General features: G+C 64.9%; 12 protein-coding genes. 9 read left to right on the top strand and 3 right to left on the bottom strand.

Annotated features, from left to right (window positions below; all coding sequences use genetic code 11):
• Positions 1 to 131 precede the first annotated feature (131 nt).
• Entirely contained in the window at positions 132 to 1,799 is a 1,668-nt protein-coding gene (gene ettA / locus FVF58_RS28160) for an energy-dependent translational throttle protein EttA (RefSeq protein ID WP_149673062.1), read from the top strand.
• A gap of 374 nt (positions 1,800 to 2,173) precedes the next feature.
• Positions 2,174 to 3,295, top strand: a complete 1,122-nt coding sequence (locus FVF58_RS28155) for a DUF748 domain-containing protein (RefSeq protein ID WP_149673061.1) — start codon at positions 2,174 to 2,176, stop codon at positions 3,293 to 3,295.
• A 66-nt stretch (positions 3,296 to 3,361) separates the two neighbouring features.
• Here FVF58_RS28155 and FVF58_RS28150 read toward each other — a convergent pair whose 3' ends face one another.
• The 3 genes from FVF58_RS28150 to FVF58_RS28140 are packed head-to-tail and all read right to left on the bottom strand — an operon-like array spanning position 3,362 to position 6,105.
• On the bottom strand, positions 3,362 to 3,985 hold the full coding sequence (locus tag FVF58_RS28150; protein WP_149673060.1) for an HAD family hydrolase: 624 nt from the start codon (positions 3,983 to 3,985) through the stop codon (positions 3,362 to 3,364).
• Between the two features lie 31 nt (positions 3,986 to 4,016).
• Complete coding sequence (locus tag FVF58_RS28145) at positions 4,017 to 5,831, bottom strand: aminopeptidase P family protein (protein ID WP_149673059.1); 1,815 nt, start codon at positions 5,829 to 5,831, stop codon at positions 4,017 to 4,019.
• A 19-nt stretch (positions 5,832 to 5,850) separates the two neighbouring features.
• Positions 5,851 to 6,105, bottom strand: coding sequence for a hypothetical protein (locus FVF58_RS28140; protein ID WP_149673058.1), 255 nt, complete (start codon positions 6,103 to 6,105; stop codon positions 5,851 to 5,853).
• Between the two features lie 204 nt (positions 6,106 to 6,309).
• Here FVF58_RS28140 and FVF58_RS28135 point away from each other — a divergent pair, with 204 nt between their 5' ends.
• The 7 genes from FVF58_RS28135 to FVF58_RS28105 all read left to right on the top strand — a co-directional run bounded on the left by FVF58_RS28135 (position 6,310) and on the right by FVF58_RS28105 (position 12,495).
• Positions 6,310 to 7,032, top strand: a complete 723-nt coding sequence (locus FVF58_RS28135; protein ID WP_149673057.1) for a response regulator transcription factor — start codon at positions 6,310 to 6,312, stop codon at positions 7,030 to 7,032.
• A 47-nt stretch (positions 7,033 to 7,079) separates the two neighbouring features.
• On the top strand, positions 7,080 to 8,366 hold the full coding sequence (gene hemA / locus FVF58_RS28130; protein ID WP_149673056.1) for a glutamyl-tRNA reductase: 1,287 nt from the start codon (positions 7,080 to 7,082) through the stop codon (positions 8,364 to 8,366).
• A 122-nt stretch (positions 8,367 to 8,488) separates the two neighbouring features.
• Positions 8,489 to 9,571: a peptide chain release factor 1 gene (gene prfA / locus FVF58_RS28125; protein ID WP_149673055.1), complete on the top strand. Its 1,083-nt coding sequence runs from the start codon at positions 8,489 to 8,491 to the stop codon at positions 9,569 to 9,571.
• An 11-nt stretch (positions 9,572 to 9,582) separates the two neighbouring features.
• Positions 9,583 to 10,467, top strand: a complete 885-nt coding sequence (gene prmC, locus FVF58_RS28120) for a peptide chain release factor N(5)-glutamine methyltransferase (protein WP_425468978.1) — start codon at positions 9,583 to 9,585, stop codon at positions 10,465 to 10,467.
• A gap of 122 nt (positions 10,468 to 10,589) precedes the next feature.
• Entirely contained in the window at positions 10,590 to 10,901 is a 312-nt protein-coding gene (gene grxD / locus FVF58_RS28115) for a Grx4 family monothiol glutaredoxin (RefSeq protein WP_149673053.1), read from the top strand.
• 44 nt (positions 10,902 to 10,945) lie between these two features.
• The gene (locus tag FVF58_RS28110) at positions 10,946 to 11,545 is read left to right on the top strand and encodes a UbiX family flavin prenyltransferase (protein ID WP_149673052.1); all 600 of its coding nucleotides are present in this window, start codon (positions 10,946 to 10,948) and stop codon (positions 11,543 to 11,545) included.
• 164 nt (positions 11,546 to 11,709) lie between these two features.
• A complete protein-coding gene (locus tag FVF58_RS28105) occupies positions 11,710 to 12,495 on the top strand; it encodes a DODA-type extradiol aromatic ring-opening family dioxygenase (RefSeq protein ID WP_149673051.1) in 786 nt (261 codons plus the stop codon).
• Positions 12,496 to 12,524 lie beyond the last annotated feature (29 nt).

The raw sequence follows: 12,524 nt of genomic DNA, 5'->3' as shown, positions 1-12,524 counted from the left end.
CGGCGCGTCGTTGAACTCGACGCCGCGCCGGCCGGCGCCGGGCGCTCCGTCCGGCCTCAACACCGATTACCCATCCACCCACGACTGCCCGCCCCCGCGCGGCCGGCGTCGTCAACGTCTATTGCAAGCAAATGGCCCAATACGTTTTCACCATGAACCGGGTCGGCAAAATCGTGCCGCCTAAGCGTCAAATCCTGAAAGACATCTCGCTGTCGTTTTTCCCCGGCGCGAAGATCGGCCTGCTCGGCCTGAACGGCTCGGGCAAGTCGACGCTGATCCGCATCATGGCCGGTGTGGACAAGGACATCGAAGGCGAAGCCACGCCGATGCCGAACCTGAACATCGGCTATCTGCCGCAGGAACCGCAGCTCGATCCGACCAAGACGGTGCGTGAAGCGGTCGAGGAAGGTCTCGGCGACGTATTCAACGCGCATAAGAAGCTCGACGAAATCTACGCGGCCTACGCGGAGCCGGACGCCGACTTCGACGCGCTCGCGGCCGAACAGGCGAAGTACGAGGCGATCCTCGCGACGTCGGACGGCGGCAGTGCCGAGCAGCAGATCGAAATCGCCGCCGACGCGCTGCGCCTGCCGGCCTGGGACGCGAAGATCGAGCATCTGTCGGGCGGCGAAAAGCGCCGCGTCGCGCTGTGCAAGCTCCTGCTCGAAAAGCCGGACATGCTGCTGCTCGACGAGCCGACCAACCACCTGGACGCGGAATCGGTCGACTGGCTTGAACAGTTCCTGACGCGCTTCCCGGGCACTGTCGTCGCCGTGACCCACGACCGCTACTTCCTCGATAACGCCGCCGAGTGGATTCTCGAACTCGATCGCGGCCACGGCATTCCGTGGAAGGGCAACTACAGCAGCTGGCTCGATCAGAAGGAAGAGCGACTGAAGCAGGAAGAATCGTCGGAATCGGCGCGTCAGAAGGCGATCAAGAAGGAATTGGAGTGGGTGCGCCAGAATCCGAAGGGCCGTCAGGCGAAGTCGAAGGCGCGTATCGCCCGCTTCGAGGAACTGAACAGCCAGGACTATCAGAAGCGCAACGAAACGCAGGAAATCTTCATTCCGGTCGGCGATCGTCTCGGCAATGAAGTGATCGAGTTCAAGAACGTCAGCAAGTCGTATGGCGACCGTCTGCTGCTCGACGACGTCAGCTTCAAGATTCCGGCGGGCGCGATCGTCGGCATCATCGGGCCGAACGGCGCCGGCAAGTCGACGCTGTTCCGCATGCTGACCGGCCGCGAACAGCCTGATTCGGGCGAGATCGTGCAAGGCCCGACCGTCAAGCTCGCTTACGTGGACCAGAGCCGCGACGCGCTCGACGGCTCGAAGAGCGTGTTCGAGGAAATCTCCGGCGGTGCGGACGTGCTGACCGTTGGCAAGTACGAAACGCCGTCGCGTGCGTACATCGGCCGCTTCAACTTCAAGGGCGGCGATCAGCAGAAGATCGTCGGCAATCTGTCGGGCGGCGAGCGCGGCCGTTTGCACCTGGCCAAGACGCTGATCGCGGGCGGCAACGTGCTGCTGCTCGACGAACCGTCGAACGACCTCGACGTCGAAACGCTGCGCGCGCTCGAAGACGCGTTGCTGGAATTCGCGGGCTCGGTGCTGGTGATCTCGCACGATCGCTGGTTCCTCGACCGGATCGCAACGCACATCCTCGCTTTCGAAGGCGATTCGCAAATCACGTTCTTCGACGGCAATTACCAGGAATACGAAGCGGACAAGCGTGCGCGCCTCGGTGAAGAAGGGGCGCGTCCGAAGCGTCTGCGTTACAAGCCGATTACGCGGTAAGGTGTGGAGCCGCGGGCCTGTTCTCGTGGGTTGGGAACGGGCCGCGCTTTGTTGTTCCGCATTGTTGGTCCATCTTTGCAACGCCGCTGAGACCGTCCTTCGCCGGCCGGGTCGCCAGTCATTTCCGTTTTGCTCTTCCGGTAGTCGCGCTGGTCGTTGTTCAGGTCATGGCACGCGCCGCACATGCCTCGCCTCAACGGAATAAACGGCATGGGCGCAATGCGCGTTAGGGCACACGCATTGCTTGCCACCGCTGCGTGATACATCTCGTCGTTCCGCGGAACGCAGCCGTTCCGCCAGCACCGCGTGCGCCAGGCCAGCGCACGCCATTGCCAGTTACAGCTCACCGCGCAAGTGGTGACGAGGAGGCAAGCATGGCGATGTCGAAAGGCAAGCGCTGGATGGTCGCCGTGGGCGGCGTGTTGCTGGTGTTGATCGTCGTGACGATCGGCGGCTTGCGGTTCGCGCAGCAGCAGGTCAAGGAGCGCGTGGTGGCGGCGCTCGGGCCGCTCGGCAGCGCCGGAAGTATCGACGTCGGCCTCACCTCGGTTCATCTCACCAACGTACTCCTCAAATCGCCGCCCAACTGGCCGGCCGGCGCCCCGCTGCGGGCGGACGAAATCACCGTCACTCCAGACATCCACGATCTACTCGCGCGGCGCATGCATATCCGCAGCGTGGTGGTGCGCGGTTTCGACATGTCCGTGCTGCGCACGAAGGACGGCTCGCTCAACCTGCTGCCGAATCTGCGCGAATCGCTGAACCGCACCGATGAAGAAGCCAGCGGCCTGGCCGCGCCCGTTTCGCGCGACAAGCGGGTCGAACACATCAGCTTCGAGCAGGGCAACTTCCATTTCTACGACATGACCGTCGGGCCGCCCTCGTTCAAGGTGACGGTCAGCAACGCCAACGCGAGCATCGACAATCTGCAGTTGCCCGCGCTCAGCGAGCCGACCCGGGTCAGCGTCAGCGGCTCGATCAAAGGCCCGGCGCACACCGGCACCGTATCGTTCGGCGGCTGGATCAAAATCGCCAGCCGGGATTCGCAGACCACCAGCAAACTGCACGGCGTCGATGTCGTGACGCTCGATCCGTATCTGCTGAAAAAGGCCGGCGGGAGAACCCAGGTGACGGGCGGCACGGTCGACCTGACGGTCGAGTCGACGGTGCGCAACTATCAGCTGCACGCACCCGGCACGGTGACGGTCCACAATCTACAACTCGCCGACAGCGGCAATCCGCTCGATACCTTCCTGTCGATTCCGACCAAGGCAGCGGTCGCCGCGCTCAAGTCGCACAACGGCGACATCACGCTGCATTTCGTGCTGGACGGGGATTTGCGCGACCCGAAATTCTCGGTGCGGGACGGCATCATGATGCGCATCAGCGCCGGCTTTGCGAAGGCGCTAGGCGTGAGCGTCGAAGACGTGGCCAAAGGCGCTGGGGAAACCGTGAAGGGACTCGAGAACGCGTTGAAGAATCTGTTGGGCCAGTAGGCGGCACGCAAAACGGGTACCGCGCAAACCGCGAGCGCCCTTATCGCCACTCAACCAGACTCAACCTCAAACCGGCAAGCCCAATTCGCGCAGCTTCGCTTCGGTTTGCGTGGCGCTCGTATGATGCACGCCGTGCCATCCGAGCGCCGTCGCGGCTTGCGCATTCTTCGCGTTGTCGTCGATGAAAACCAGCTCGGCTGGCTCAATGCCCGGCAATTGCGCGTCGATCCGCTCGCGCATGGCCGCGAAGATCGCCGGATCGGGCTTCACCAGCTTCACCCGCCCCGACACGACAATGTCGCGAAACCGCCGCAGCACCGGGTAATGCTCCCACGCATACGGAAAGGTCTCCGCCGACCAGTTGGTCAGTCCGAACAGCGGCACGGCGGCGGCTTCGAGCTTTTCCATGAGCGCGACGCCGTCGTCCAGCACGCCGGCCACCATCTCGTGCCAGCGCTCGTAGAACGCACGGATCAGCGCGTCGTGATCGGGAAACTTCGCGATCAGCTCATCGGTGGCCTCGACGATCGGCTGGCCGCCGTCCTGGCGGATCACCCAGTCCGTCGAGCAGACGTGGGTGAGAAACCAGCGGCGCTCGGTTTCGTCAGGGATCAGCTCGCGATACAGATACTCGGGACTCCAGTCGATCAGCACCCCACCGAAATCGAACACCACTGCCTTGATCGCCATGCGCTCTCCGTTAGCCAGGTCGTTGCCGCGCTCAGATGGGTTGCGTGCGCAACTCGAGCCACGCTTTCGCGTCGCCGGACACATGCGGCGACAGCCGCGCGCGCACAGTCTCGTGATACGCGTTGAGCCACGTGCGCTCGTCGTCGCGCAGCAGCGACAGGTCGAGGCAGCGCGTGTCGATCGGACAAAGTGTCAACGTCTCGAACTTGAGGAAGTCGCCGAACTCGGTCTTCCCGGCCGGCACGTTCAGCACGAGGTTTTCGATCCGCACGCCCCATTTGCCCGGCCGGTAAATGCCCGGTTCGACCGACGTGATCATCCCCTCTTCCATCGCAGTCCACGGTTCGGCCGGCGCGTAGTGCGAGATCACCTGCGGCCCTTCGTGCACGTTCAGGAAGTAGCCCACCCCGTGACCGGTGCCGTGGCCGTAATCGGCGCCCGCTTCCCAGATCGGCGCGCGGGCGATCGCGTCGAGCATCGGCGAACGGACGCCGCGCGGGAATTGCGCGCGCGACAACGCCATCGTGCCCTTGAGCACGATCGTGAAATCGCGCCGCTGCGCGTCGCTGGGCGTGCCGATCGGCACGACCCGTGTGATATCGGTGGTGCCGCTCAGATACTGCGCACCGGAGTCGATCAGCAACAGGCCATTGCCCTCGATCACCGAATGCGCTTCCTGCGTCGCGCGGTAGTGCGGCATCGCACCGTTCGCGTTGAAGCCCGCGATCGTCGCGAAGCTCAACGACACGAAGCCCGGACGACGCGCTCGCACGGCCGTCAGGCGTTCGTCGATGGTCAGCTCGGTGATCGTCTCGCGGCCCAACGCGCTTTCGAACCACGCAAAGAATTCGGCCAGCGCCGCGCCGTCCTGTTCCATCGTCGCGCGCACATGCTCGGCTTCCGCCGCGGTCTTGCACGATTTGAAGAAGGTGGACGGATTGACGGCTTCGACCACCTTGACTGCCGGCGGCACCGATTGCAGCGAGCCGTAGGTGATGCGGCGCGGGTCGATCAGCAGCGTGCTGCCGGCGGGCAGCGCGGCGAGTGCATCCGCGGCCTTCGCATACGGCTCGACGCTGATGCCGTCGCGCGACAGCGAGTCGGCCAGTTCCTGCGACACTTTGCCGTCGGCGACGAACAGCGACACGCGATCGACACCGATCAACGCGTGCGCGACGAACACCGGGTTATAGCTGACGTCGGCGCCGCGCAGATTCAGCAGCCACGCGAGGTCATCGAGCGTGGAGACGAAATGCCATTGCGCGCCCTTGTCCGCCATTGCCTCGCGAATCCGCGCGAGCTTTTCCGCACGGCCGACGCTCGCCTGCGGCGCGACGTGTTCGAACACGGCCGCAGCCGGCAGCGATGGACGCTGCGGCCAGATTGCGTCGAACAGATCGACGTCGGTGCGCAGTTGCACGCCGCGCGCGCTGAGCGCCTCGCTCAACGCGCGCGCCGCCGCCACGCCGAGCACGGCGCCGTCCACGCCGACCGTGCCGCCCGCCGCCACATTCTGCGCGAGCCAGTCGACGTGCGGCGCGGTTTGCTGGCCGCCGGTCATCTTCATCAGCTGAACGCCGGTGCCGGCCAGTTGTGCGTTGGCTTGCTCCCAATAGCGGCTGTCCGTCCAGACGCCCGCGAAGTCGGCGGTCACGACCAGCGTGCCGGCCGAACCGGTGAAGCCGGACAGCCATTGGCGTCCCTGCCAGCGCTCAGGCAGATACTCGGACAGATGCGGGTCCGCGGACGGCACCAGATAGGCGGCCACGCCTTCGCGCGCCATCGCGCTGCGCAAGCTCGCGAGGCGTTCGGGAATGGAGGAAGTTTCGGGGAGTCGGGCATTCATCGGAGTCACCTGCAAATATTTATCGACGGTAAAGCAAGCCGACCGTCGCGGCAACGGCGATCAGCGCGATGGCGGTGCATACCGGCCATTCGAGCGTATCGCCGTCATGAAAGAGACCTGTCACGTTGCCGGCCATGCGCGCGACCGCCGCGCCGAGCACGCCGGCCAGCAGTGCCATCCACCAGCGGGCGCTGCTCGCACGGCGCAGCGGATGGAGCCACCACCCCGCGAGACCGATTGCCACCCCCAACACGACAATGCCGGGCCACCCCATTAGCGAGCGACCCCGCGCATTTTCAGATTTGTCTGATAGACGCAAGGGTTGAGGGTAGCTAGCATTTTTTTCTCATCAACTTGGAAGTTCAGCACGGCGCTTTCCGCATAGCGGTTGAGTTTAGGGGTCGGGGTGATGTTAGGCAAGCTGGGCAGGCCTCACAGATAAGCCGGCTCCCAGTCGTCGCCACCCTGAAGCCGCGCCATGCGAATCGCCCTGATCGAACCGGACGTCCAACACGCCAAACTGGTCGACCGGCTGATCTTCGCCGGCGGCCATGTGTGCCTGCATTTCACCACCAGCGCGTCATTCCTGCATCACGCCAACGACGAGTTCTTCGACCTTCTGATCACCGAAAACTGGGCCGGCGACCACCCGGCCGAAGACGTGATCCCACGCGCTCGCTGCATCCTGCCAGGCCTGCCGGTCATCGTGCTGATGTCGGCGCCGCGCGAGAGCCAGATCGTCGCCGCACTGCACGCCGGCGCCGACGACTGCCTGAGCAAACCTGTGCGCGGCCCGGAAATGCTGGCTCGGGTGGACGCGCTCTTGCGTCGCGCAGGCCTGAGGCGGCCGGCCAACCGGCGGCGCGACATCATCGGCGGCTATGCGTTCGACGCGGCGCACTTCGCCGTCACCTACCGCAACAGGACGGTGATCCTGACCCCGAAGGAATTCCGCCTTGCGCTGATGTTATTCAACAATCTGGCGCGCCCGGTGTCGCGCGCGCATATTCTCGAAACCGTGTGGGCGCGCCGCCGCGACGTGAAGTCGCGCACCATCGACACGCACGCGTCGCGCGTGCGCAGCAAATTGCAACTGCGCCCCGAGCTTGGCTATAGCCTGACGCCGGTCTACGGCTACGGCTATCAGCTCGACGCCATCCCGCAAGACGCTGCGGCGCAGGAGGACGCGTCGAAGATGTAAGAATCGTGGAAACGCTATAATAATGGGTCAAACCATAGCGCCCCAAAATGCAGCTTCTCACGATCGGAATTAATCACCACACTGCGCCTGTCGCCTTGCGCGAACGCGTGGCGTTTCCGCTCGAACAGATCAAGCCTGCATTGGACACGTTCAAAGGCGTCTGGCTGGGCCACACGGCTCGCACGGCGCCGGAGGCGGCGATTCTGTCCACCTGTAATCGTACCGAGCTCTATTGCGCCACCGACGACCACGCCGCGCGCGAAGCCGCGGTCCATTGGTTCTCGAAGTACCACAACCTGCCAATCGACGAACTGGCGCCGCACGTCTACGCGCTGCCCCAATCCGAAGCGGTACGCCACGCATTCCGCGTCGCGTCGGGGCTCGACTCGATGGTGCTGGGCGAGACGCAAATCGTCGGACAAATGAAGGATGCGGTGCGCACCGCGTCCGAAGCCGGCGCGCTCGGCACCTATCTGAACCAGCTATTCCAGCGCACCTTCGCGGTCGCGAAGGAAGTGCGCAGCACGACCGAAATCGGCGCCCAGTCGGTTTCCATGGCGGCGGCCGCGGTGCGGCTCGCGCAGCGCATTTTCGACAAGATTTCGAACCAGCGCGTGCTGTTCATCGGCGCGGGCGAAATGATCGAATTGTGCGCGACGCACTTCGCCGCGCAGCACCCGCGCGAGCTGGTGGTCGCCAATCGCACGGCGGAGCGCGGGTCGCGGCTCGCCGAGCGCTTCAACGGCCGGGCCATTCCGCTGTCGGAACTGCCGGCACGAATGCACGAGTTCGACATCATCGTGTCGTGCACCGCGTCCACGTTGCCGATCATCGGCCTCGGCGCGGTCGAGCGGGCGGTCAAAGCTCGCCGTCACCGGCCGATCTTCATGGTCGACCTGGCCGTTCCGCGCGATATCGAACCCGAAGCCGGCCAGCTCGAAGACGTGTTCCTGTACACCGTCGACGACCTCGGCGCGATCGTCCGCGAAGGCAATGCGTCGCGGCAAGCCGCGGTCGCGCAGGCCGAGACGATCATCGAAACGCGCGTGCAGAATTTCATGCAGTGGCTCGACGCGCGCAGCATCGTCCCGGTCATCCGTCATATGCATACGCAGGCCGACGTGCTGCGCCGCGCCGAAGTCGAACGCGCGCAGAAAATGCTCGCGCGCGGCGAGGATCCGGCAGCGGTGCTCGAAGCGTTGTCGCAAGCGCTCACCAACAAGCTGATCCACGGGCCCACGCACGCGCTCAACCGCGCGAGCAGCGAAAACCGTGACACGCTCATCGAACTGATGAGCGGTTTCTACAAGCACTCCGGTTCCACCGAGCGTTAGCGGCGCAGTCAGCGCCGCGCTGTCGTGCCGCCCGCAAGTGGCGCGCGACGTGCTTCCGTTCAGGGCATCCGCCCACTTCCCTAGTCGCTGTCCTTGCCGGAGCCCGCTCCGAAACCCGTCCGATGAAAACGAGCATGCAACGCAAGCTCGACCAGCTCACCACCCGGCTGGCCGAACTGAACGACCTGTTGAGCCGCGAGGACATTACCTCGAATCTCGACCAATACCGCAAGCTCACACGCGAACATGCCGAGCTTGGACCGGTGGTCGAGCATTACGCGCTGTGGCGCCTGGCAATGAACGACGCGGAAACCGCGCAGGAACTGCTGGCGGACACGTCGATGCGCGACTTCGCGGAAGATGAAATCCGCGCGGCGCGCGAGCGCATGGACAAGCTCGGCGCCGAGCTGCAGAAAATGCTGCTGCCGAAAGACCCGAACGACGACCGCAACATCTTCGTCGAAATCCGCGCGGGCACGGGCGGCGACGAGTCTGCGCTGTTCGCGGGCGATCTGCTGCGCATGTACCTGCGCTTTGCCGAGCGCAATCGCTGGCAGGTCGAGATGATGTCGGCGAGCGAATCGGATCTCGGCGGCTACAAGGAAGTGATCGTGCGGATTGCCGGTGAGGCCGCGTATTCGAAGCTCAAGTTCGAATCCGGCGGCCATCGCGTGCAGCGCGTGCCGGCCACCGAAACGCAGGGGCGCATCCACACGTCCGCCTGCACGGTCGCGGTGATGCCGGAAGCCGACGAAATCGGCGAAGTCGAGATCAATCCGGCCGATCTGCGCATCGACACGTTCCGCGCGTCGGGCGCCGGCGGTCAGCACATCAACAAGACCGACTCCGCGGTGCGCGTCACGCACTTGCCGACCGGCATCGTCGTCGAATGTCAGGACGACCGCTCGCAGCACAAGAACAAGGACCGCGCGCTGAAGGTGCTCGCCGCGCGCATCAAGGACAAGCAGTCGCACGAGCAGCAAGCGAAGGAAGCCGCGACGCGCAAGAACCTGATCGGCTCCGGCGACCGTTCGGAGCGGATTCGCACGTACAACTTCCCGCAAGGGCGTCTGACCGACCATCGGATCAATCTGACGCTGTATCGCCTCGACGCGATCATGGACGGCGATCTGGACGAGCTGATCGCGGCGCTGGTCAGCGAGCATCAGGCTGAATTGCTGGCCTCGCTGGGCGACGCGGACTAACGCCGCCGATGATGCCCGCCACGCCAGACAACCCGGCCAATCCGGCCACCCCGGAGCCTTCGGCCACGCCCGCCGCGCTGTTGCGCGCGTCGTCGCTGCCGCCTTTAGAAGCGCGGATTCTGCTCACGCACGTGCTCGGCTGGCGGCGCACGCAACTGATCACACGCAGCGACGAACCGCTCGAACGCGCGAACGTCGAGCGTTACCTGGCGCTGGAAGCGCGGCGCAAGGCGGGTGAACCGGTCGCGCAACTGGTTGGCGCGCGAGAGTTTTTCGGTCTGGATTTCGAAGTCACGCCACACGTGCTAATTCCGCGACCAGAAACCGAATTGCTGGTCGAGACTGCGCTGGCCTCACTCGAAAACATCTCGCGGCCCCGCGTGCTCGATCTCGGCACGGGTACCGGCGCGATTGCCGTGGCGATTGCGGCGACGCGGCCCGACGCGCAGGTATGGGCGCTCGACCGTTCCGCCGAAGCACTGGCGGTGGCCGCGCGCAACGCCGCTCGCCTGCTGGATGCGAAACGCCCGGGCGGCGCCGTCGCGCTCGAGCAAAGCGACTGGTACGACTCGCTGGACGCCGCGCTGCGCTTCGACGTGATCGTCAGCAATCCGCCGTATATCGCCTGCGGCGATCCGCACCTGTCAGAAGGCGATCTGCGCTTCGAGCCGCGCGGCGCGCTGACCGACGAAGCCGACGGCCTCAGCGCGATCCGCACGATCGTCGCCGGCGCACCGGCACGCCTCGCCGTGAACGGCGCAGTGTGGATCGAGCACGGCTACGACCAGGCTGAAGCCGTGCGCGGGCTGCTCACCGTGCAAGGTTTCGCGCGGGTATGCTCGGAACGGGATCTCGCCGGTATCGAGCGGATCAGCGGCGGCCGGCTCGGCGGCTAGCCTGCTGCATGATGTGAATACCCACAATCGGCACACGGGCAAGAGGTCCCTCGGCCGGGCGTAGCGAAATCCGCTATCATTTCAGCCTATTCCCTACACATCACGGAACCGCAAGGTCAGTCATGGATACGCAACAACGCATCAAGCAAATCGTCGACGATAACGACGTCGTCCTCTTCATGAAGGGCACCGCCCAGTTCCCGATGTGCGGCTTTTCGGGCCGCGCTATCCAGATTCTGAAAGCGTGCGGCGTCGGTGAACTCAAAACCGTCAACGTGCTCGAAGACGACGAAGTCCGCCAGGGCATCAAGGTGTTCTCGAACTGGCCGACCATTCCGCAGCTCTACGTGAAAGGCGAATTCATCGGCGGCTCGGACATCATGATGGAAATGTACGAATCGGGCGAACTGCAGCAACTGTTCGCGTCGGCCTGAGCGGCCGCGGTCCGCGTATCCGCATCATCAAGGCGCCGCAAGCCATGGAAACACGCGCAGCGGCGCCACGCCGGCTGATCGTCGCGATCACCGGTGCAACCGGAGCCATCTACGGCATCCGGTTGCTTGAGACGTTGCGCCGGCTTGGCGGCGTCGAGAGCCACCTGCTGATTTCGAGCGCAGGCTGGCTCAATATCCAGCACGAACTCCAGTTGAGCAAAGAAGACGTCCATCCGCTCGCGGATGTCGTCCATTCGGTGCGCGATGTCGGCGCGAGCATCGCGTCCGGCTCGTTTGCCACCGACGGCATGGTGGTCGCCCCCTGCTCGATGAAGACGCTCGCGAGCGTCGCGCACGGACTCTCCGACAATCTCATCACGCGCGCGGCCGATGTCACGCTCAAGGAGCGCCGCCGCCTCGTGCTCCTCGTGCGCGAAACGCCGCTCAATCTCGCGCATCTTCGCAATATGACCGCCGTCACCGAAATGGGCGGCGTGATCTTCCCGCCGCTGCCCGCGTTCTACAACCAGCCTGCGTCGATTGACGAAATGGTCGATCACACCGTCGCGCGCGTGCTGGATCTGTTCGCGCTGGGGCCGGCTTTGTCTCCAGCGTGGGCGGGGTTGCGCGGCGCTCAGGAGTAACGCGCAAGGATTCCTTGGCGTGGCGCGCACCTGTTGCACCGTGCGAATTGACAACAGTCGCGACACAATCAATTCTGTTTTCGCCCGTTTATCAAACGACAGTGCGGGCCTATAGTGGTAGCAATCCCACCTCTGCGCTGCGCCCTCTGGGCTGCGTTGCTGCCATGAACCGTCTACCCTCGCTTTTCCTGTCCCACGGCGCGCCCACGCTGCCGATCGACCCATCGATGCCGTCCGCGGAATTCGGTGCGCTGAGCGCCCAACTGCCGCGTCCGCAAGCGGTGCTGATGCTGTCGGCACACTGGGGCACCGCCGAGCCGCTGGCGAGCACCGCCACGGCGCCGGAAACCATCCACGATTTCTACGGCTTTCCGCGTCAGTTGTACGAGATTCAGTACCCGGCGCCGGGTGCGCCCGAGGTCGCGCGCCGCGCCGCCGCGCTGCTCGGCGAGGGCGGCATCCTCGCGGACGTCCAGCCGCACGGGCTCGATCACGGCGCGTGGGTGCCGATGCTGCTGATGTTCCCGAACGCCGATGTGCCGATCGCGCAATTGTCGATCCAGCCGCGCCGGGACGCCGCGCACCACTTCCGCGTGGGCCGCGCGCTGCGCGCGTTGAAAGACGACGGCGTGATGGTGATCGGCTCCGGCCAGATCACGCACAACCTGCGCGCCGCCGACTTTTCCGCGCGCCCTGAAGATGCCGACCCGCGCGTCACCGAATTCACCGACTGGTTCGAGGCGAAGCTCGCCGCGCACGACGTCGACGCGCTGCTGGACTATCGGCGCCAGGCACCGCACGCCGTGCTGATGCATCCGACCGACGAGCATCTGCTGCCGGTATTCGCCGCACTGGGCGCGGCGGACGACGATTATTCGCTGGCGATCCAGTCGCTCGGCACCTACCAGCGCTCGCTCGCGATGACGAACTACGTGTTCGGCATTGCCTGACTCCGCACCGCCACGCAGTGACGAAAAAA

Source organism: Paraburkholderia panacisoli (assembly GCF_008369935.1).
Classification (GTDB): domain Bacteria; phylum Pseudomonadota; class Gammaproteobacteria; order Burkholderiales; family Burkholderiaceae; genus Paraburkholderia; species Paraburkholderia panacisoli.
Note: the sequence above shows the minus strand (reverse complement) of the source record. Positions and strands in the feature narration are given on the sequence as shown.